This window comes from Pseudomonas sp. HMSC076A11 (assembly GCF_001810205.1).
Taxonomy (GTDB): Bacteria; Pseudomonadota; Gammaproteobacteria; order Pseudomonadales; family Pseudomonadaceae; genus Pseudomonas; species Pseudomonas aeruginosa.
In genome coordinates this window covers 58,817-79,259 of sequence record NZ_KV800285.1, presented here as the reverse complement: position 1 = coordinate 79,259, position 20,443 = coordinate 58,817, and the positions used below count along the sequence as shown (strand labels likewise).

Sequence of the window (20,443 nt, the reverse complement as noted above, 5' to 3'; positions counted from 1 at the left end):
CGTGGTCCGGCATCCACAGGCCACGCCGCTGCCAGGCAACCGTTCCTGGCCGCGCCTGTTGGCGGCGGCGTCGCCCTGCAAGCGCCAGGTATCGGGCTCCGCCGTCAGTCCATGTCGCCGCCATGGTGCGCGGACTGCTCCAGGAGGCTGCCCTTCGCCGTCCTGCCCCTCGCTTCCGGCGACAGCCGGGTTGCCTGCAAGGCGAACCAGAGGGTCGCCACATCGGCGGTGCTGTCCAGCGAGCGACCGCTGATTTCCTCGATGCGGCGTATCCGGTAGACCAGGCTCTGCTTGTGTATGTGTAGCCGCTGCGCGGCGTTCAACCAGGACCTGTTTTCCTCGAGAAAGACCTGCAGCGTGTGTAGCAGTGCGGAGCCATTGGCCGCGTCATAGTCGTGGAGGGCGCCGAGGACCAGACGGAACGCCCGCTCGGCCTCGGCGAGGCTTCTGGGTAGCCAGGGCGCCTCGTCGTCCAGTTCCGCGTAGCGACACAACGGTCGCCGGGAATGGCTGTGGGCCAGGGCCAGACGCGCTTCGCGCAAGGCCTCGGCGCAACGTTCGGCACGACGGAGCGGGGCGCTCACGCCCAGCGAGCTGTCCAGGGCTTCCTGCAGTGTCGAGGCGAGGCCGGCCTGGTGCAGCAGAATGATTTCCTGGCCTTGCGCGCGAACCAGCAGGCGTGAGTCGTGGCCCCGGAAAAGACCGATAGGGTCGGTCGCGAGCCCCTCGGAACTTGCCACGGAAACGACTGCATCGTCGAGATCGAGCCCGGGCAGCAGTTCCTCCAGCCGCTCCTCGGCTTGTTCCCGGTATAGCCGTCGTTGCAGCAGGTCGTCGAGCAATTCCGAACCCAGGCGCAGGTGGCGTTCGCTTTCGACGCGCAGCCGTTCGATCTCTATGCCGAGCACTGCCGTCAGGTGGTGCAGGAGACTGTAGTCCGGCAGCCGCTCGCCCAGGGCTATCAGCAGGCAGTTCCGGTCGGAAGGAATGCCGATGCTGAGCGCTTCGCCTTCCGCGAGCGGATGGCGAAGGACCATTGGCTGCGGCTCCGCCTGCTCGCGACGGCGGTTGCGCAGCGCGTCGGCCAACTCCACGGGCAGCCCTGGCAGGCCTGGCTGCCAGGCCGCCAGGGTGTCGGGAACGATGAGGTAGAGGCTGCTTCGCACGTCCTTGCCGAGGCGTTGCAGCAGCGCCGGCAGGCCCAGTCCCTGCATGCTCAACCGGGCGCTTTCGTATATCCGGGCCAGGGCGTTGCGGCGCTCGTATTCGTCTTTCTGTCCCGCATCGACGATGGCCCGGGTCACGGCGGCGAAAGGGACGCCGTAGTGGGTGAGAATCAACGGGAAGCCCAGGGCCTCGGCCGTCTCGCGTAGGGCATCGAGGTCGCTCGGGGCTTCCATGTTCTCGCCGATCATCATGCCTGCCAGGCCGGCCTCGGCCAGTCTTCGGACGTAACGCCGTTGCCGCTCGGCGTCGCTCGGTATGCCCAGCCCGGTGGTCATCAGCAGGTCACCCTCGCCGAGCCATTCGGTGGGGTCGTCGAGTTCGCAGACATGCGCCCAGCGAACCGGGCGGTCGAGGCCGCCGGCTCCGCTCAGCAGGCGCGAACGGAGTTCGGGGAGGGCGATCAGGTGGCGGATGCTCTGCGGCATGTCCAGGAAACTCCAGGCATGGGCCTTCAGTGTAATCGCCCCGGGCGCAGGCAGCGCGCCCTGTCACCAACTGGCGGGCAGCATCCCCAGTGCCGAGGCGATCGCGTAGACCCCGCTGGAGGCGAACACCAGGACGATCAGCCCCTGTATCAGCGGATGGGCATACCAGCCGCAGCTGAATGCCGGCAGTTGGTCGCCGTGGCGCCGCGCCGCGTTGAGCAGGAGGATGGGGATGATGCCCATCAGTACGCCGCCGAAGGTACCGGCGAAGTACAGCGCGTTCACGAAGCCGCCGAGCCCCGCATAGGCCAGCAGGAACGGCGGGACCGAGACCGCGGCGAGCACCGCCAGGCGTTTGCGCCGGTTGGTTTCGCTGCCCAGGCGGAAGTGGTCGAAGATATTGGTGAACAGGCACCCGCCGAGTCCCCAGTAGGAGGTCAGCATCGCCAGCAAGGCGAAGGTGTTCGCCACGTAGTAGGCCCATTGGCCGAGGGAGCGTCCCCAGCTCAAGGTCGCCACCTCGCTGAGGTTGTCGGGGCCGACCAGGGCGATGACCGAGGCAGGAATGGCCGCCACCAGCAGGAAGGTCAGCAGCATGCCGACCACGATCAGGCGCGGCACGCGCCCGGGGGTTGCCAGGTTGCCGCGCACCAGCTCCGGAACCAGGAACTGCGCGCCGAACACGAAGACCGCCAGGTTGAACACTGGAACCACGTATTGCCACTGGCTCTGCCAAAGGTGGGCGAGACGGGCGTCGTCGTGCATCAGGGTAGCGCCGATGAGGATGCAGACGATGGCCACCATGCCGGCGCTGATCAGCTTCTCGCCCACGCCGAGCGCCTTCAGGCCCAGGTAGAGCACCAGCGCCGAGGGGACGAAGAAGATCAGGCTGCCGACCTCGCGCGTGAGGCCGTACTGGCCGAAGAACTCGAGCATGATGTTGCCGCTGCCGGTCATGTAGGCGACCAGGGCCCCGTAGCTGTTGGCCGCCACCGCGATGAAGATCAGCCAGCCGCCGAGCGGACCCAGGTAACGCCGGGAGAGGCCGCTGAGCTGGTTGTTGCCGCGGGTTCTCAGGCAGGCTTCGGTCACGTAGAGCATGGTGACGATGCAGAAGAGGCAGGTCAGGGCCAGGCATACCAGCAACGGCACGTAGCCGACCTTGCGGGCGGCGTAGGCCATGCTCAGCACGCCGGCGCCGATGTTGGTGCCGATGATGATAGCGATCGTCTCGAGCGAGCCCAGGGGATGGGCCTTGAGGCCCGATGCGTTGTCGTTCGCTTCTCGCATACCCATTTCTTGTTTCCTCTGTCAGGGCGGTGGAGTTCGGTTCTTCGGGGTCAGTCGAAGATCAGGTAGGTCTTGCGCACGGTCTGGCGGATGTCCCAGGTGCCCTGGGTGGCAGCGGCGAAATAGAGCGCGTCGCCGGCGCGAAACTCCACGGCCTGGCCTTCGTCGGGGGTGAAGCGACCTTCACCGCTGACGATGTAGCTGTACTCGGCCTGCTCGACCTGTCGGCGGAAGCGCCCCGGGGTGCATTCCCAGATGCCGGTCACGCCGTTGCCGTCGGCGAGCGGGCGGTGGGCCGCGGTACGGGTCAGGGCTACCGGTTCGCCCAGGGGCTGGCCGACGGGCGTGGGCGAGGTGAAAGGACTTTCGTCGTCGAGACGGATGAGCGAAGGGTTCATGCCATGGGCTCCTCAGGATTTGTCTTCAAGGCCGGCGGGGGCGAAGCGCGCGAGAAAGCGGTCGGTGGCCGAGGGCGCGGTACCGGCGAGTTCCGCGCGTTCCTTGCGCAGGACGGCGTTGCGCACCAGGGAGCCACCCAGGTAGCGCAGCGGCTCGGGGGGGAAGCTCCGGCAGCGGCGTTCTACCAGCGGACAACGGCTCCACGGGTCGTCGCGGCCGAGGGCGAGGCTGGCGAGGATCCGCCCGCCCAGGCGGCTCGGTCCCACGCCGTTGCCGCTCCAGCCGATGCCGTAGTGGATGTTCTCGTGCAGGCGGCCGAAGACCGGCAGGCTGTCGTAGGTACGGTCGATGGGGCCGGACCAGCCGTCGACCAGCGGGATGTCGCCTAGCGAGGGATAGGTGCGGCGGAAGTCGGCCTCGGTCAGGGCCAGGCTCTCCCGGTCGACGTCGAATACCCGGCCGATGCGCGAGCCGTAGCTGATGGCGCCGGTGCCCTTGCCGAAGGCGATGCGCCCGTCGCGGGTGGTGCGGTAGTAGTCCACCATCAGTTGGGAATCGGTGATGGCTTCCCCGCCGGTCCAGCCGATTCGCTCCAGCCGTTGCGGTATCGCCTCGGTAACCGCGATGGAACTGTTCACCGGCACGATCAGCCTGGAGAGCCTGGGCAGGGCGGCCGACCAGGCGTTGGTCGCGAGAACCACCGCCTTGGCCTGGACCCGGGCCCCGGCGCTCAGCAGCTGTGCCGGCTGGCCGGGAACGATCTGGCTGACGCCACAACGCTCGTGGATTTCCACGCCGAGGGCCAGCGCCACGCGGCGCATGCCTTGCACCAGCAAGGCTGGTTGCACGGTGGCATTGCTGCGCTCGAAGACCCCGGCGAGATGCACCGGCGAACCGGTCCGGCGTGCCACTTCGCTGGCGTCGAGGCGTTCGAAGGGACTGACGCCGAGCCGTTCGCAGGCGGCGAGGGTATCGTTCCAGGCGTCGAGGTGGTGCGCCGTGGTGGCGGTCCACAGCCAGCCCTTCTGCTGGAAGTGCGCATCGATGTCATGCCGCGCGCAGAACTCCCCGAGTTCCTGGATCGCCCGCTCCGCGCTTTCGCCAAGGAAGCGCGCCTGCGCCTCGCTGCAGAAGCCCAGCAAGGTGCCGATCTTCGGCCACCAGGACATCACGAAACCACCGTTCCTGCCGGAAGCGCCGCCGCCGCAGACGTCCTGCTCCAGCAGCAGGACCCGTGCGTCCGGCTCCAGTTGCTTGAGGGTGATGGCGGTCCAGAGCCCGACGAAACCGCCGCCGACTATCGCCACGTCCGCCGAGTGGGTGCCGACGAGGGGGGCGCTGGCGGCGTCGGCCAGGTCGGTCGAGCGCATCCAGTGGCTGGGGGTCAGGGGAGGGGTGAGCGTGAGTTTCATGGCGCGGGTCCGGGGTCGCTGAATCTGGAGCAAGGGTGGCGAGCGGCGCCGTCCGCGACAATTGGACGCAACTAGGAATCGAGGAGGTGCTCTCGTACGATCGTATGAGTCTTGTGAAGGACAGGCGTGGTCGGGACTGCCCGCCCTGTCCGAGCGAGCTGGCAGGCCCGAGCGGCGCCGCTGAACCGGAGGCTCAGGCGTCGCGCAGTTCGAAGGCGGGAAACAGCTCTTCCAGTTCTCGCCATAGCTGCGCAGCGCCCTGCGGCGCGGGCTTCGCGAGAAGCTGCGGATCGAGCTGGCGGGCCGGGCGCGCCAGTTGTACGGCGAAGCGCTCCACGCCCATCGCGCGCAGGCGCGTCGCCAGGCGCCAGAGGCGTTCGCTATCGAACAAGCGCCAGTGCACCGTGGTCCGGCATTCGTAGGCCACGCCGCTGTCCAGCAGGCATTCCAGGCTGCGCCAGTTGGCCGCGCCGCTGCCGTCCACGCCGGTAATGGCGGCGACGTCCTCGGCCGGCGCCTTGACGTCGAAGCCCACCCAGTCGCTCTGCGCCAGCACCCGGGCGAAGGCGCGGGGGTTGATGCCGGCGCTGTGCAGGCCGACGCGGAAGCCCAGTTCGCGGACCGTGCGCATGGCGTCGCCGAGGGCCGCCTGCAGGGTCGCCTCGCCGCCGCTGAAGACCACCGCCTGCAACAGGCCCTGGCGTCGGCGGAGGAATTCGAGCAGGCGTGGCCAGGGGATTTCCTCCGCGCCGCGCGGCGCGATCAGTTCCGGGTTGTGGCAGTAGCGGCAGCGCCAGGCGCAGCCCTGGCAGAACAGCACGCAGGCGAGCAGGCCGGGGTAGTCGAGGGTGGTCAGGGGCACCAGGCCCCCGACCCTGAGCGTGGCGCTCATCGCGTCTCGCGGAAATGGCGGCGTTCGCGATGCTCGGACTGCTTGCCGGCATTGAACGCTGCCACGGGACGGTGGTAGCCCATCACGCGGGTCCAGACTTCGCAGCGCTGGCGCTGGCCTTCGGGCAACTGGTTGGGGTTCATCGGTGGTACTCCTTGCTGGTGGATGAAAGGAACGACAGGCGACTCAACCGCCGCAGCCGCCGCAACAGCTCTTGGGCGTGGAGCGTTGCAGCAGCTCCTCGTCGCACTTCGGGCAGAACTCGTGCTCGCCGGCCAGGTAGCCGTGCCGCGGGCAGATCGAGAAGGTGGGGGTGACGGTCAGGTACGGCAGGCGGAAGCGACCGAGGGCGGTGCGCACCAGGGTCTTGCAGGCTTCGGCGGAGGAAATCCGCTCGGCCATGTAGAGATGCAGCACGGTGCCGCCGGTGTACTTGCATTGCAGGGCGTCCTGCAGCTCCAGCGCCTCGAACGGGTCGTCGGTGAAGCCCACCGGCAGTTGCGAGGAGTTGGTGTAGTAGGGCGCCTCCGGCGTGCCGGCCTGGAGGATGCGCGGATAGCGCTTGCGGTCCTCGCGGGCGAAGCGATAGGTGGTGCCCTCGGCGGGCGTGGCTTCCAGGTTGTAGAGGTGCCCGCTGTCCTCCTGGAAACCCACCAGCCGCGCGCGCACGTGATCGAGCAGGGCCAGGGCCATCTCGCGCCCGGCTTCGCTGTGCAGTCCCTCGCGGTCGTCGCTGAAGTTGCGCACCATCTCGTGCAGGCCGTTCACGCCGATGGTGGAGAAATGGTTGCGCAGGGTACCCAGGTAGCGTCGGGTGTAGGGATAGAGGCCGGCATCCATGTGCTGCTGGATCACCTTGCGCTTCAGCTCCAGGCTGGCGAAGGCGAGTTCGAGCAGGTGGTCGAGCTGGCGGTAGAGGCCGGCGGTGTCGCCACGGTGGCGATAGCCCAGGCGCGCGCAGTTGATCGTCACCACGCCCAGCGAGCCGGTCTGCTCCGCCGAGCCGAACAGGCCGTTGCCACGCTTGAGCAGTTCGCGCACGTCCAGTTGCAGGCGGCAGCACATCGAGCGCACCTGGTTGGGCTGCATGTCCGAGTTGAGGAAGTTCTGGAAGTAGGGCAGGCCGTAGCGCGCGGTCATCTCGAACAGGCGCGTGGCGTTGTCGCTGTCCCAGGGGAAGTCGTGGGTGATGTTGTAGGTCGGGATCGGGAAGGTGAATACCCGGCCGTGGGCATCGCCGGCCTGCATCACCTCGATGTAGGCGCGGTTGATCAGGTCCATCTCGGCCTGCAGCTCGCCGTAGGCGAAGGGCATCTCCTCGCCGCCGATGCGCGGCACCTGGTCGCGCAGGTCGTCCGGGCAGACCCAGTCGAAGGTCAGGTTGGTGAAGGGCGTCTGGGTGCCCCAGCGCGACGGCACGTTGAGGTTGTAGATGAACTCCTGGAGGGCCTGGCGCACGCTGGCGTAGTCGAGGCGGTCCTTGCGCACGTAGGGCGCCAGGTAGGTATCGAAGGAGCTGAAGGCCTGGGCCCCGGCCCACTCGTTCTGCAGGGTGCCGAGGAAGTTGACCATCTGCCCCAGGGCGCTGCCCAGGTGCTTCGGCGGACCGGCCTCGACCCGCCCCGGCACGCCGTTCAGGCCTTCGTTCAGCAAGGTGCGCAGCGACCAGCCGGCGCAATAGCCGGCGAGCATGTCGAGGTCGTGGATATGCAGGTCGGCGTCGCGGTGGGCGGCGGCAATGTCGGCATCGTAGACCTCATCCAGCCAGTAGTTCGCGGTGACCTTGCCGGATACGTTGAGGATCAGCCCGCCGAGGGAATAGCCCTGGTTGGCGTTGGCGCGCACCCGCCAATCCTCGCGGGACAGGTATTCGTTCATCGACGCGGCGACGTCCACCAGGGTCTTGCGCTCGCGGCGCAGCCGGCCGTGGCGTTCGCGGTAGACCACGTAGGCGCGCGCCGTGGGGTAGTGGCCGGCCTCCATCAGCACCCGTTCGACCAGGTCCTGGACCCGTTCGATATCCAGGCAGGCGCGTTCCGGCAGGCGTTCCACCACGCGTTCGGCGAGCGCCTGCGCCTGCTGCGGGTCGAACTCGCCGGTGGCTTGGCCGGCGGCGGCGATGGCGCGTTCGATCTTGCCGGGATCGAAAGGGACTTCACGTCCGTTGCGCTTGAGCAGGGTGGCCGGCCAGGTAGCCTTCCGGGGCTGGGTCATTTCAACTTCTCCACAACATGATGTGTTTTGATTTTGAAAAACAACAAGATGTTGTGGATTCTGGCGAGCGATGCCGAGCCGGCGTTGATCTGCGTCAACGTCCGGCGGATTGCCCGGGTTCCATTGGAGGTATTCCCCGTGCCCGGGTGACGGCGTATCAGGCCTGGGCGAGGCGGGCGAAGACGACGTAGTTGTCCAACTGCTGCCAGACCGTGGCGGCCTCGGCGAAACCCGCCTGGCGCAGGGCGGCGAGATGGAAATCGAGCGAGCAGTCTTCGTCTTCGCTGGCGCGCCTGAGCGGGCGCCGCGCGAAATGGGCGTCGCGCTGCGCCTTCAGCGGGGCCAGCCGGGGGATCTGCGCGGCGCGTTGCCACCAGTCTTCCCAACTGTCCGCGCCGCTGGCCACGGACGCCTGGAGGACCCGCTCGCGGTGCTTCCGGGACAATTCCGCGAGTCCCGGCCAGCGTCGGTCGTAGCGCATGTGGTCGGCGTTCAGCAGCACGCCGCCGGGGGCGAGCAGCTCGCCGGCCTGGGCGTAGAACCCGGCGAGTTCGGCGGGCGACAGCCAGTGCAACGCGGTGGAAGAGAGCAGCGCCGCGGGCCGTTCGCCGGCGAGGGACTCGCGCGCTTCGGCGACCCGTTCGGTCCAGCCTGGATCGGTGAGGTCGCACTCCACCACGCGGACCCGCTCGGCGAAACCGGCCAGCGCCGTACGCGCGATCTCCAGCAGCATGACGTCGGCGTCCAGCGCCACCACCCGCGCCGCCGGGAAGCGTTCGAGCAGGCGCCGGCCGAGGGAGCCCGGGCCGCAGGCGGCGTCGATGGCGGTGAAGCGCCCGTCGCGGCCGAAGAGGTCTTCGAGCAACTGGAACATCGCCTCGTAGCGCTCCTCGCGCTGGCGGATGTAGCCCTCCTGCTGGCGGTCCCAGCGTTCGAGGAGCGCCATGATCTGCTCGGTTGCGGTCATCTTTCCTCCAGGGGGGCATGCCCGGTTGAGAGTGGGGTCCTGTGCTTCGAGGGATACGGCGAGCGAGACGTTCCCTCGCCTCGATGAAGAAGAAACGGCGGGCATTCTTCATTCGAAGAAATGTTATGTTATAACTTATAAATATTCATAATTCATACCTGCCGACCATGACCCCCCATTCCTCCCCGCACCGTCTTCCTCCGCTGCGGCTGGCCCGCGCCGTGCCGTTCCTCTACCTGCTTCCCTGCCTGGCGCTGGCCGCGCCGGTCGACCTGGAGCCGACCGTGGTCAGCGCCACCACTACCGAGCGCAAGCTGCGCGACGCCCCGGCCAGCGTTTCGCTGATCGCCGTCGAGGACCTGCGGCGGCGCCCGGTGCGCGACCTGCAGGAAGCCCTGCGCGGTTCGGAAAGCCTGCAGTTCAACGGCGTCGGCATGTCCCGGCGGGGCATCAGCGTTCGCGGCATGTCCAGCGAGCACACCCTGGTGCTGGTGGACGGCCAGCGGATCTCCACCTCGTCCGGGGCCATCGCCCATTCCGACTTCGACCTCGGCTGGGTGCCGGTGGAGAGCATCGAGCGTATCGAGGTGGTACGCGGACCGATGTCCTCGCTCTACGGTTCGGAAGCCCTCGGCGGGGTGGTGAACGTGATCACCCGGCGCGCCACCGATACCTGGACGGGCAGCGGTCTGCTCGATGGCGGCGTGCGCGAGGACGGCCTCGGCGGGCAGAGCCACCAGCTCGGCGCCTATCTCGCCGGGCCGCTGGTGCCCGGCAAGCTGGGCCTCGCCCTGAACGGCGAGAGCCGCCGCCAGCAGGAAACCCCGGACGCCGATGAGCGCCGACTCTCCGAGCTGGAAGGCGGCAACGCCGACAGCGGTGGGCTGAACCTCAGCTGGACCCCGGACGACGCCCAGCGCATCGACCTCGGCCACCAGCGCGGGCGCGAACGACGCTGGCGCAACAGCGAGACCGGAGGGCCGCGCTCGCGCTACTACGAGTCGCGCGACGTGATCGAACGCGAGCGCTGGTCGCTCGCCCACAATGGCCAGTGGGACTGGGGCAGCAGCCAGCTGCGCACCTACCGCAACCGCCTGGAGCGGCACAACGCGCGTTCCGACGGACAACCGCCGAGCAACCCGCAGCGGCTTACCGACAGCGTGGTCGACGGCCACCTCAGCGTGCCGGCCTTCGAGCGACATCTCTTCACCCTCGGCGGCGAATGGCGCAAGGAAGAACTGGAGGATCGCTCGGTGAATACCGCCGGCGACGCCAGCGCGCGACACAAGGCGCTGTTCCTGCAGGACGAGATCGCCTTCGGCCCGGACTGGTCGCTGACCCTCGGCAGCCGCTTCGACAAGCACGAGGCGTTCGGCTGGGAAAGCAGTCCGCGCCTGTACCTGCTGCACCACCTTTCCGATGCGCTGACCCTGCGCGCCGGCGTCGGCCGCGGCTACAAGGCGCCGAGCCTGAAGCAGCTATCGCCGGAGTATGCGGCGGTCGGTGGCGGCGGGCGCTTCACCATCTACGGCAATCCCGACCTGAAGCCGGAGACCAATACGTCCTACGAACTGGGCGCCGACTACCAGGGCGATGGCTGGTCGCTGAAGGGCACGGTGTTCGAGAACGATGTCCGCGACCTGATCCAGACCGTCTGCGTAGCGCGCTGCGGGGTGCGCGGCGGCGAGATACGCAACTACGAGAACGTCGACAGGGCACGGATCCGCGGCCTCGAGCTGGGCGGCGGCGTGGACCTGCCGGCGGACCTGCGCTGGGAACTCAACTACACCTACCTCGACGCGCGCAACCGCACCGCCGGCCAGCGCCTCGGCGATCGCTCCCGGCACCTCGCCAACAGCCAATTGCGCTGGAGCCCCAATGCCCGCTTCAGCGCCCAGTTGCGCACCGAATACGTCGGCAGCCAGGTGGCCTACAGCAGCAACGTCGGCTATGCCTTGCCGGCCTACAGCCTTTGGCACCTGGAGCTGAGCCAGAAACTCAGCGAGAACCTGACGCTGCGCGGCGGCATCGAGAACCTTGGCGACCAGCGCCTGGCCGACGACGACACGCACTTCACCTATGCCGAACCTGGGCGGACTTTCCATCTCGGTCTGGTGGCGAGCTTCTGATGCGCCGTTCGCTACTCTTCTGCGGCGCGCTGCTGGCCAGTCTCTGTGCCTGGGCGGAGCCGGCCCAGGTGCGTCTGCTCAGCAGCGATTTCGTCCTCCCGGGCAAGCACCAGCGCCTAGCCGGTTGGGCGCGCGAGGCCGGTGTCGAGTTGCGCGGCCTGCGCCTCGGCATCGGCGAGGCGCCGCCCGGCGAGTGGCTGGACGGCGGCGACCTGCTGATCCTCGACACGCCGCGGCCGACCGATCGCGCCCAGGTCGAGGAGGCGCTGGGCGAGCGCTTGCAAGGCGGGACGCAACCCTGGATCCGCGTCGGCGGCGGTCCGCCGGGTTTCGGCAACCTGCCGGCGGCGCTGGGCGGGCGCCTGGTCGGCTACTACGCGAACGGCGGCGAAGCCAACCTGCGCCGGCTGTTCGAGGCGGTCCGACGCTGGCATGCCGGCCTGCCCGTCGACGCGTTGCCGGCGCCGCAGCCCCTGGCGCAGGCCGGCTTCTATCATCCCGACGCACCGGCGCCGTTCGCCGGCCTCGCCGACTACCTCGCCTGGGGCGCCTCGCGCTGGGCCAGCGATGCCCCGCGCATCGCCTTCCTGATCCCGCGCGGCGCCATCGCCGACGCCCAGACCGGCGCCATCGACGAACTGTTGCGGCGTAGCGAGCGGCACGGCCAGGCGCCGCTGGCGGTGTGGTTCGACGACAGCGATCCGGAGGCGTTGAGGAAGTCCTTCGCTGGCGCCGATGTCCAGGCGCTGGTCAACCTGCAGCACCTGCAGAACGGCCCGGCGCGCCGTGCCGAGTTCCTCGCGCTGGACGTGCCGGTATTGCAGACCCTCGGCTACCGCGACGGCAACGAGGCCGACTGGCTGGCCGCCGCCAGCGGGGTGGCGCCGCGTACCGCGGCGGCCTTCCTCGGCATGCCGGAAACCTGGGGAATGAGCGATCCGCTGGTGATCAGCGCCCTGGAGAACGGCGAGCCGAAGCTGATGGCCGGGCAGGCCGAGGCCCTGCTGGACAAGCTCGACCGGCTGCTGCGCCTGCGTCGCCTGCCGGCGGCGGACAAGCACCTGGCGCTGATGTTCTGGAACCACCCGGAGGGCGAGAAGAACGTCGCCGCCTCGCATCTCAATGTACCGGCCAGCCTGGCCCGTCTCGGCGAAGCGCTGCGGGCGGCCGGCTACCGGGTTGCGACGAGCGACGAAAGCGCGCTGATCGATACCGCCCAGCGCCTGCTCGGCGGCTACTACCGGCCGCAGACCCTGGACGCGCTGTATCGCGACGGCCTCGCCGCGAGCCTGCCGCTGGACGCCTACCTGCACTGGTTCGAGGCGCTGCCGGCGGACCTGCGCGAGGAGATGCGCGCGCGCTGGGGCGACCCGCGTCGACATTGGGCCTTGCGCGATATCGACGGCCAGCGACGCTTCGTGTTCCCGGCGGCGCGCCTGGGTAATCTGCTGCTGTTGCCGCAGCCGCCGCGTGCCGGCCGTCCGGGCGAGGCCTACCACGACAGCGCGGTGCCGCCGGACCATCTCTTCCTGGCGGTCTACCAGTTCGTCCGCGAGGGTTTCGGCGCCGACGCGCTGATCCATTTCGGCACCCATGGCACCCAGGAATGGCTACCCGGCAAGGACCGCGGGCTGGCGGTGGGCGACTACCCGCTGCGGGCGCTCGGCGACCTGCCGGTGTTCTACCCGTACATCCAGGACAACGTTGGCGAGGCGATCCAGGCGCGCCGGCGCGGGCGCGCGGTCACCGTCAGCCACCAGACGCCGTCGTTCGCCCCGGCCGGGCTGTACGACGAACTGCGCGACCTGCACCAGTTGATCCACGAATACCAGCAACTGGACGAGGGCGCGGTGCGCGAACGCAGCGCCGAGCAGATCCGCGCGGCGGTGCGGGCGGCGCACATGAACGACGACCTGGGCTGGAGCGAGGCAGCGATGCGCGAGGATTTCCCGGCGTTCCTCGGCGTGCTCCACGACCACCTGCACCGACTGGCCGGCTCGGCGATGCCGCTGGGGCTGCACACCTTCGGTGTCGCCGCCTCGCCGGAGCTGCGCCTGGGCACCGTCATGCAGCAGCTCGGCGAGCCCTACTACCGCGCGCTCGGTCTCGACCCCGACGAACTGTTCGCCGCCGATTTCAGGGCGCTGCGGGAAGGTCGTGCCTACCGCACGCTGCAACGCTACCTGCGCGACGGCGGCGAGATCGCCAAGGTGGCCGATCCGCGCCTGCGCGAGCAGTTGCTGCGCGCCCGCGAACTGGACCGCCAGCTCGCCGACACCGGCGAACTGGAGGCGCTGCTCGCCGGCCTCGCCGGGCGCTTCGTCGCGCCCGGGCCGGGCGGCGATCCGATCCGCAATCCGCAGGTACCCAGCGGGCGCAACCTGTTCGCCTTCGAGGCCGACAAGGTACCGACCCGCGCCGCCTACGAAGCCGGCGCCGAGGCCTTCGGCCAACTGCTGGAAAGCTACCGCGCCGAGCACCAGGGCAGGGCGCCGGAAAAGCTCGCCTTCAGCCTCTGGTCGTCGGAAACCATGCGCCACCTGGGCATCGTCGAAAGCCAGGCGCTGCACGCCCTCGGCCTGCGCCCGCGCTGGGACGCCGGTGGCCGCCTGCTGGCTCTGGACATCGTGCCGGCGGCGGAACTGGGGCGTCCACGGGTGGACGTGGTGCTACAGGTGACCAGTGTCTACCGCGACCAGTTCGACGGCTTCATGCGCCTGCTCGCCGAGGCCATCGAGCGCCTCGCCGCGCTGGACGAGCCGGGCAACCCGCTGGCGCGCAACAGCCAAGCGCTGGAGCGGCGCCTGCGCGAACGCGGCGTCGAAGCGCCACTGGCGCAGCGCCTGTCGCGCCTGCGGCTGTTCGGCAATGCGCCGGGCGACTACGGCACCGGGGTCACGCAACTGACCCTCGACTCCACCCGCTGGGACGACGACTCGGCGCTCGCCGAGCAGTTCCTCGGGCGCTTGCAATACGCCTATGGCAGTCGCGACTGGGGCGTGAAGCTGGATGGGGGCAACCTGTTCGCCGAACAGTTGAAGGGCGTACAGGCGGCGATCCTCTCGCGCTCCTCGACGCTCAACGGCGTGCTCTCCACCGACCACCCGTTCGAGTACCTCGGCGGCCTGTCACTGGCGGTACGCCACCTCGACGGCGCCAGCCCGGCGCTGTACATCGCCGACCTGCGCCAGCGCCAGCCGCGCACCACGGCCGCCGCGCAGTTCCTCGCCAGCGAGCTGCGCGGGCGCTACCTCAGCCCGCAGTGGATCGCCGCGATGCAGCGCGAGGGCTACGCCGGCAGCCTGGAAATGCTCGACCTGGCCAACAACCTGTGGGGCTGGCAGGCGGCGGATCGCACCATGGTCCGCGCCGACCAGTGGCAGGCGTTGCACGACACCTTCGTCATGGACCGCCGCGAGCTGGGTCTCGCCGCGTGGTTCGAAACGCATAATCCGACCGCCCAGGCGCAGATCATCGCGCGCATGGCCGAGGCCATCCGCAAGGGCTACTGGGACGCCAGCGAGCAGACCCGCCGCGAACTGGCCGAGCGCTGGCGGCAACTGGCGGCCGCCGGCGCCGGCGAGGTCGGCGCGGCGACCACCCGTGAATTCATCGAACGGATGGCCGGCGGTTTCGGCGAGGCCGCGGCGCAGGCAGAGGGCGCGGCCGCGTCCGGTGCCGGCGAAACGGTCAGCGGCCGCGTCCTCGAAGAAGTCGCGCCGCCGCCGTCCGGCGAGCCGCAGCCGTGGCTCCGGCTGGCCGCCGCCGTGCTGCTCGCGCTGTTCGCCGCCGGCGCCGTCCGGCAATCCGTAGTCAATCGTCGTCCGATGGAAAATCGCTCATGAATGGTCTGGAAACCAGCCTCTACGAACTCACCCGCCTGTTCCTGCAGCCGGTGCTGCTGTTGATCCTCGCCGCGCTGGCCTACGCCTTCGTCGCCCTCGGCGGCTTCGCCATGGAAGCCTGGCAGCGCCGTCGCGGGCGCTACCGCTCGCGCCTGGCGGCCTGGCAGGCGCTGCATGGCGGCAACAGCGACGATCTCGAACTGTGGATCATGCAGCGCCTGGAATGGCTGCGGATCACCTCGCGCAGCGCGCCGATGCTCGGCCTGGTGGCAACCATGATCCCCATGGGGCCGGCACTGCTGGCGCTGACCCGCAACGACGCACAGGGGATCGGCGAGAACCTGGTGGTGGCGTTTTCCGCGGTGATCCTGGCCCTGGTCGCCGCCAGCATCACCTTCTTCATCCTTACCGTGCGTCGCCGCTGGCTGCTCCAGGAACTGCGCGCCGTCGAACGTGCGCGGGAGGCCGGCTGATGCGCTTCCTCGAACACGACGAGGCGGACGACCCGATCCTCTCGATGGTCAACCTGATCGACCTGTTCCTGGTGGTGATCGGCATCCTCCTGATCGTCATCGTGCAGAACCCGCTCAACCCGTTCAGCCAGGACAAGGTGGTGGTGGTCGAGAATCCCGGCGAGGCGGACATGCGCATGCTGGTCAAGGACGGCAAGGAGCTGAAGCGCTACCAGGCCAGCGGCGAGATCGGCGAAGGGCAGGGCAGCCGCGCCGGGGTGACCTACCGCTTGGCCGACGGACGGATGATCTACGTGCCGGAGAGCGGCGGGGAGGCCGGCAAGTAGCGACGCGTACGGCGGAGAGCTGGGACTTTTGCCCGGAGTTCCCGGATAATGGCCGGTTTCCGTTTCTCTTGGTGCTCGCCGTGGAAGTAAAGGTCAATTTTCTCGATAACCTTCGACTGGAAGCCAGGTTCGATGATTTCACGGTGATCGCCGACCAGCCGATTCGCTACAAGGGCGACGGCTCCGCGCCGGGGCCGTTCGACTACTTCCTGGCGTCGTCGGCGCTGTGTGCCGCCTACTTCGTCAAGCTGTACTGCCAGACGCGCAACATCCCCACCGACAACATACGCCTGTCGCAGAACAACATCGTCGACCCGGAGAACCGCTACCGGCAGATCTTCAAGATCCAGGTGGAACTGCCGGCCGACATCTCGGAGAAGGACCGCCAGGGCATCCTCCGCTCCATCGACCGCTGCACGGTGAAGAAGGTGGTGCAGACCGGGCCCGAGTTCGTCATCGAGGAGGTCGACAACCTCGATGCCGACGCCCAGGCGCTGCTGATGCCCGGCACCGATGCCGCCGGCTGCACGCGCATCCCGGGCAAGGACCTGCCGCTGGAGCAGACCATCGCCAACCTGTCGGCCATCCTCGCCGGCCTCGGCATGAAGATCGAGATCGCCTCCTGGCGCAACATCGTGCCCAACGTCTGGTCGCTGCACATCCGCGATGCGCAGTCGCCGATGTGCTTCACCAACGGCAAGGGCGCGAGCAAGGAAAGCGCGCTGGCCTCGGCGCTGGGCGAATTCATCGAGCGGCTGAACTGCAACTTCTTCTACAACGACCAGTACTGGGGAGAAGAGATCGCCAATGCGGCGTTCGTCCATTACCCGGACGAACGCTGGTTCAAGCCCGGCCGCGACGATGCGCTGCCGCTGGGACTGCTCGACGGCCATTGCCTGGCGATCTACGACCCCGACGGCGAGCTGCGCGGCTCGCACCTGTACGACACCAACTCGGGCAACGTGCAGCGCGGTATCTGCGCCTTGCCCTTCGTGCGCCAGTCCGACGGCCAGGTGGTGTATTTCCCCTCCAACCTGATCGAGAACCTCTACCTCAGCAACGGCATGAGCGCCGGCAATACCCTGGCCGAGGCGCAGGTGCAGTGCCTGTCGGAGATCTTCGAGCGTGCGGTCAAGCGGCAAATCCTCGAAGGCGAGCTGGCGCTGCCGGACGTGCCGCCGGAGGTGCTGGCCAAGTACCCGGGCATCCTCGCCGGGATCCGCGGCCTGGAAGAGCAGGGCTTCCCGGTACTGGTCAAGGACGCCTCGCTGGGCGGCGAATTCCCGGTGATGTGCGTGACCCTGATGAATCCGCGCACCGGCGGCGTGTTCGCTTCCTTCGGCGCCCACCCGAGCTTCGAGGTGGCCCTGGAGCGCAGCCTGACCGAACTGCTCCAGGGGCGCAGCTTCGAAGGCCTGAACGACCTGCCCCAGCCGACCTTCGAAAGCCATGCGCTGACCGAGCCGAACAACTTCGTCGAGCATTTCATCGATTCCAGCGGCGTGGTGTCCTGGCGCTTCTTCAGCGCCAAGGCCGATTTCCCGTTCGTCGAGTGGGACTTCACCCGGCAGGGCGAGGCTGCCAACGCCGAGGAAGCCGCGACCCTGTTCGGCATCCTCGAAGCCATGGGCAAGCAGGTCTACATGGCGGTGTACGAGCACCTCGGCGCTACGGCCTGCCGGATCCTGGTGCCGGGCTACTCGGAAATCTATCCGGTGGAAGACCTGATCTGGGACAACACCAACAAGGCCCTGGCGTTCCGCGAGGACATCCTCAACCTGCACCGCCTCGACGACGCAGCGCTCGGGGCGTTGCTGGAGCGCCTGGAAGACTGCGAGGTGGACGACTACACCGACATCACCACGCTGATCGGCGTCGAGTTCGACGACAACACGGTCTGGGGCCAACTGACCATCCTCGAGCTGAAAGTGCTCATCGGCCTCGCCCTGAAGCGCTTCGAAGACGCCAAGGAAGGCGTGGAGGCGTTCCTCCAGTACAACGACAACAGCGTCGAGCGCGGCCTGTTCTACCAGGCGCTGAACGTGGTGCTGGAGGTCCTCCTCGACGACGAGCTGGAGATCGCCGACTACGAGGCCAATTTCCGCCGCATGTTCGGCGACGCGCGGATGGACGCCGCGCTGGGCTCGGTGGACGGCAGCGTGCGCTTCTTCGGCCTGACCCCGACCAGCATGAAGCTGGAAGGGCTCGACCGGCACCTGCGGCTGATCGACAGCTACAAGAAGCTGCACGCGGCGCGAGCCAGGATGCAGCCCGTGGTCGACGGCGAGGCCGGCGCTGCCGCGGCTGGCGGTCTCAAGCCTCGGCGCATGGCGATCCGCAAGCGCAAGTGAGGAGGGCGCCGAGGTCAGGGCGCGAGGATGATCATGAGGGAAACTTGATTTCATCACGAAGAAATTGAGTTTGTCTCATGGCATGAGCCTCACGAGAATCCCTCCATCGACCTTTCGACTGGAGGAACACCCATGGCCCTGGCCCACACTCTCGGCTTCCCACGCATCGGACGCGATCGCGAACTGAAAAAAGCCCAGGAAGCGTTCTGGAAGGGCGAGCTGGACGAGGCAGGCCTGCGGGCCGTCGGTCGGCAGCTGCGCGCTGCCCACTGGCAGGTACAGAAGGATGCCGGCATCCAGTTGCTGCCGGTCGGCGATTTCGCCTGGTATGACCAGGTGCTGACCCATTCGCTGACCTTCGGCGTGATCCCCGAGCGCTTCCGGGCGCACGGCGAGGCCGGGCCGACCCTGCATACCCTGTTCGGCATGGCCCGTGGCGTCAGCGACGACAGTTGTTGCGGCGGTGCCCATGCCCAGGAAATGACCAAGTGGTTCGACACCAACTATCACTACCTGGTCCCCGAGTTCAGCGCCGACCAGCAGTTCCAGCTGAGCTGGGAACAACTGTTCGAGGAGGTCGACGAGGCCAGGGCCCTCGGCCACCAGGTGAAGCCGGTGCTGATCGGTCCGCTGACCTACCTGTGGCTGGGCAAGGGCAAGGGCGCCGAGTTCGACAGGCTCGACCTGTTGGACCGCCTGCTGCCGCTCTACGGCCAGATCTTGCGCCGCCTCGCCGGCCAGGGCGTGGAGTGGGTGCAGATCGACGAGCCGATCCTGGTCCTCGACCTGCCGCAGGCATGGAAGAACGCCTTCGAGCGCGCCTACAACCTGCTACAGAGCGAACCGCTGAAGAAGCTGGTCGCCACCTACTTCGGCGGCCTGGAAGACAACCTGGGCCTGGCCGCCAACCTCCCGGTGGACGGCCTGCACATCGACCTGGTGCGAGCGCCGGAACAGTATCCGAGCATCCTCGACCGCCTGCCGGCCTACAAGGTCGTCTCGCTGGGCCTGGTCAACGGACGCAACGTCTGGCGCTGCGACCTGGAGAAAGCCCTGGAAGTGGTGCGCCATGCCCGGGAGCGCCTGGGCGAGCGGCTGTGGGTCGCGCCGTCCTGCTCGCTGCTGCACAGCCCGGTGGACCTGGAGCGCGAAGACGGGCTGGACGCCGAGCTGAAGAGCTGGCTGGCCTTCGCCGTGCAGAAGTGCCGCGAAGTCGCGGTGCTGGCCCGTGCCGCCACTGAGCCGGAGGCCGCCGAGGTGCTTGCCGCCCTGGAAGAGAGCCGTGCGGTCCAGGCCAGCCGCGCTTCTTCGCCGCGAATCCACAAGCCGGCCGTGCAGGCGCGCCTGGCCGCGATCAAGGCCAGCGACGCCCAGCGCCGCTCGCCGTTCGCCGAACGCATCGCCAGGCAGCGCGCCGGACTCGACCTGCCGGCGTTACCGACCACCACCATCGGCTCCTTCCCGCAGACCTCGTCGATCCGCCTGGCCCGCCAGTCGTTCAAGCAGGGCAAGCTGAGCGAGGCCGAGTACATCGAGGCGATGCACAGCGAGATCCGCCATGCGGTGCAGATCCAGGAGCAACTGGGGCTGGACGTGCTGGTGCACGGCGAGGCCGAGCGCAACGATATGGTCGAGTACTTCGCCGAGCAACTGGACGGCTACGTCTTCACCCGCTTCGGCTGGGTGCAGAGCTACGGCTCGCGCTGCGTGAAGCCGGCGGTGATCTATGGCGACCTGAGCCGTCCGCGGGCCATGACCGTGGAGTGGATCAGGTACGCCCAGAGCCTTACCGACAAGGTGATGAAGGGCATGCTGACCGGCCCGGTGACCATGCTGATGTGGTCCTTCCCGCGCGAGGACGTGTCTCGCGAGGTGCAGGCGCGCCAGTTGGCCCTGGCGATCCGCGACGAAGTGGTCGACCTGGAGGCCGCCGGCATCAGGATCGTGCAGATCGACGAGGCGGCTTTCCGCGAAGGCCTGCCGCTGCGCCGCAACGCCTGGCCGCACTATCTGGAGTGGGCCACCGAGGCCTTCCGCCTGTGCGCCTCCGGAGTCCGCGACGAAACCCAGATCCATACGCACATGTGCTACAGCGAGTTCAACGATGTGATCGAGTCCATCGCCGCCATGGACGCCGACGTGATCACCATCGAGACTTCGCGTTCGGACATGGAGCTGCTGGAGGCCTTCGAGCAGTTCGACTACCCGAACGAGATCGGTCCGGGCGTCTACGACATCCATTCGCCGCGCGTGCCGAGCCGGGAAGAGATCGTCGCGTTGCTGCGCAAGGCGGCCCGGCGGATACCCGCCGAGCGGCTCTGGGTCAACCCGGACTGCGGCCTGAAGACCCGCGCCTGGCCGGAAACCGAGGCAGCGCTGGTGAACATGGTCGCCGCGGCCCGCGAACTGCGTGGCGACCTCGCCCGCGGTTGACCGGCGGGCCTGGTGAGCGGAACGGGACGCCTGGCGTCCCGTTCCGCATTTGCACGTCGG

At 68.4% G+C, this 20,443-nt stretch carries 14 protein-coding genes; 6 read left to right on the top strand and 8 right to left on the bottom strand.

All coding sequences use genetic code 11. The annotated features are described in order from the left end of the window. Window positions 1-104: 104 nt before the first annotated feature. The 8 genes from HMPREF2716_RS07510 to HMPREF2716_RS07475 form a co-directional block, all read right to left on the bottom strand. Window positions 105-1,652 carry a PucR family transcriptional regulator gene (locus tag HMPREF2716_RS07510; RefSeq protein ID WP_033937377.1) on the bottom strand — a complete coding sequence of 516 codons (1,548 nt, stop codon included), beginning with the start codon at window positions 1,650-1,652 and terminating at the stop codon, window positions 105-107. 63 nt (window positions 1,653-1,715) lie between these two features. Continuing rightward, complete coding sequence (locus HMPREF2716_RS07505; RefSeq protein ID WP_003088197.1) at window positions 1,716-2,948, bottom strand: aromatic amino acid transport family protein; 1,233 nt, start codon at window positions 2,946-2,948, stop codon at window positions 1,716-1,718. A gap of 44 nt (window positions 2,949-2,992) precedes the next feature. Beyond that, window positions 2,993-3,340: a cupin domain-containing protein gene (locus tag HMPREF2716_RS07500; RefSeq protein ID WP_003088200.1), complete on the bottom strand. Its 348-nt coding sequence runs from the start codon at window positions 3,338-3,340 to the stop codon at window positions 2,993-2,995. 12 nt (window positions 3,341-3,352) lie between these two features. Further along, on the bottom strand, window positions 3,353-4,753 hold the full coding sequence (locus tag HMPREF2716_RS07495; protein WP_003119176.1) for an NAD(P)/FAD-dependent oxidoreductase: 1,401 nt from the start codon (window positions 4,751-4,753) through the stop codon (window positions 3,353-3,355). Between the two features lie 193 nt (window positions 4,754-4,946). Further along, the gene (locus HMPREF2716_RS07490) at window positions 4,947-5,645 is read right to left on the bottom strand and encodes an anaerobic ribonucleoside-triphosphate reductase activating protein (RefSeq protein ID WP_004343208.1); all 699 of its coding nucleotides are present in this window, start codon (window positions 5,643-5,645) and stop codon (window positions 4,947-4,949) included. Beyond that, window positions 5,642-5,788: an anaerobic ribonucleoside-triphosphate reductase gene (nrdD, locus tag HMPREF2716_RS07485; protein WP_003088212.1), complete on the bottom strand. Its 147-nt coding sequence runs from the start codon at window positions 5,786-5,788 to the stop codon at window positions 5,642-5,644. The genes HMPREF2716_RS07490 and nrdD overlap by 4 nt, the downstream gene beginning before the upstream one ends. A gap of 43 nt (window positions 5,789-5,831) precedes the next feature. Further along, window positions 5,832-7,859: a ribonucleoside triphosphate reductase gene (locus tag HMPREF2716_RS07480; RefSeq protein ID WP_017002232.1), complete on the bottom strand. Its 2,028-nt coding sequence runs from the start codon at window positions 7,857-7,859 to the stop codon at window positions 5,832-5,834. 157 nt (window positions 7,860-8,016) lie between these two features. Next, window positions 8,017-8,826, bottom strand: coding sequence for a class I SAM-dependent methyltransferase (locus HMPREF2716_RS07475; RefSeq protein WP_003088221.1), 810 nt, complete (start codon window positions 8,824-8,826; stop codon window positions 8,017-8,019). 167 nt (window positions 8,827-8,993) lie between these two features. On the opposite strand from HMPREF2716_RS07475, the gene HMPREF2716_RS07470 reads away from it, so the two are divergent. The 6 genes from HMPREF2716_RS07470 (at window position 8,994) to metE (ending at window position 20,383) form a co-directional block, all read left to right on the top strand. Continuing rightward, window positions 8,994-10,955: a TonB-dependent receptor domain-containing protein gene (locus tag HMPREF2716_RS07470; RefSeq protein WP_033863083.1), complete on the top strand. Its 1,962-nt coding sequence runs from the start codon at window positions 8,994-8,996 to the stop codon at window positions 10,953-10,955. Next, on the top strand, window positions 10,955-14,800 hold the full coding sequence (gene cobN / locus HMPREF2716_RS07465) for a cobaltochelatase subunit CobN (protein WP_023518591.1): 3,846 nt from the start codon (window positions 10,955-10,957) through the stop codon (window positions 14,798-14,800). The genes HMPREF2716_RS07470 and cobN overlap by 1 nt, the downstream gene beginning before the upstream one ends. Beyond that, entirely contained in the window at window positions 14,797-15,273 is a 477-nt protein-coding gene (locus HMPREF2716_RS07460; protein WP_012614258.1) for a MotA/TolQ/ExbB proton channel family protein, read from the top strand. The genes cobN and HMPREF2716_RS07460 overlap by 4 nt, the downstream gene beginning before the upstream one ends. Continuing rightward, window positions 15,273-15,599 (top strand): DUF2149 domain-containing protein, encoded by a 327-nt coding sequence (locus tag HMPREF2716_RS07455; protein ID WP_003088238.1) that lies wholly within the window; start codon window positions 15,273-15,275, stop codon window positions 15,597-15,599. The genes HMPREF2716_RS07460 and HMPREF2716_RS07455 overlap by 1 nt, the downstream gene beginning before the upstream one ends. An 80-nt stretch (window positions 15,600-15,679) precedes the next feature. Next, window positions 15,680-17,950, top strand: coding sequence for an OsmC domain/YcaO domain-containing protein (locus tag HMPREF2716_RS07450; protein ID WP_024082579.1), 2,271 nt, complete (start codon window positions 15,680-15,682; stop codon window positions 17,948-17,950). Window positions 17,951-18,082: 132 nt separating this feature from the next. After that, complete coding sequence (metE, locus tag HMPREF2716_RS07445; RefSeq protein WP_023518592.1) at window positions 18,083-20,383, top strand: 5-methyltetrahydropteroyltriglutamate--homocysteine S-methyltransferase; 2,301 nt, start codon at window positions 18,083-18,085, stop codon at window positions 20,381-20,383. The last annotated feature ends 60 nt before the right edge of the window (window positions 20,384-20,443 follow it).

Bases quoted from the DNA above. Each gene is read 5' to 3' on its own strand.
- HMPREF2716_RS07455 (WP_003088238.1), top strand. From the start codon at position 15,273: ATGCGCTTCCTCGAACACGACGAGGCGGACGACCCGATCCTCTCGATG.
- cobN (WP_023518591.1), top strand. From the start codon at position 10,955: ATGCGCCGTTCGCTACTCTTCTGCGGCGCGCTGCTGGCCAGTCTCTGT.
- HMPREF2716_RS07475 (WP_003088221.1), bottom strand. From the start codon at position 8,826: ATGACCGCAACCGAGCAGATCATGGCGCTCCTCGAACGCTGGGACCGC.
- metE (WP_023518592.1), top strand. From the start codon at position 18,083: ATGGCCCTGGCCCACACTCTCGGCTTCCCACGCATCGGACGCGATCGC.
- HMPREF2716_RS07470 (WP_033863083.1), top strand. From the start codon at position 8,994: ATGACCCCCCATTCCTCCCCGCACCGTCTTCCTCCGCTGCGGCTGGCC.
- HMPREF2716_RS07510 (WP_033937377.1), bottom strand. From the start codon at position 1,652: ATGCCGCAGAGCATCCGCCACCTGATCGCCCTCCCCGAACTCCGTTCG.
- HMPREF2716_RS07505 (WP_003088197.1), bottom strand. From the start codon at position 2,948: ATGGGTATGCGAGAAGCGAACGACAACGCATCGGGCCTCAAGGCCCAT.
- HMPREF2716_RS07500 (WP_003088200.1), bottom strand. From the start codon at position 3,340: ATGAACCCTTCGCTCATCCGTCTCGACGACGAAAGTCCTTTCACCTCG.
- HMPREF2716_RS07490 (WP_004343208.1), bottom strand. From the start codon at position 5,645: ATGAGCGCCACGCTCAGGGTCGGGGGCCTGGTGCCCCTGACCACCCTC.
- nrdD (WP_003088212.1), bottom strand. From the start codon at position 5,788: ATGAACCCCAACCAGTTGCCCGAAGGCCAGCGCCAGCGCTGCGAAGTC.
- HMPREF2716_RS07480 (WP_017002232.1), bottom strand. From the start codon at position 7,859: ATGACCCAGCCCCGGAAGGCTACCTGGCCGGCCACCCTGCTCAAGCGC.
- HMPREF2716_RS07495 (WP_003119176.1), bottom strand. From the start codon at position 4,753: ATGAAACTCACGCTCACCCCTCCCCTGACCCCCAGCCACTGGATGCGC.
- HMPREF2716_RS07460 (WP_012614258.1), top strand. From the start codon at position 14,797: ATGAATGGTCTGGAAACCAGCCTCTACGAACTCACCCGCCTGTTCCTG.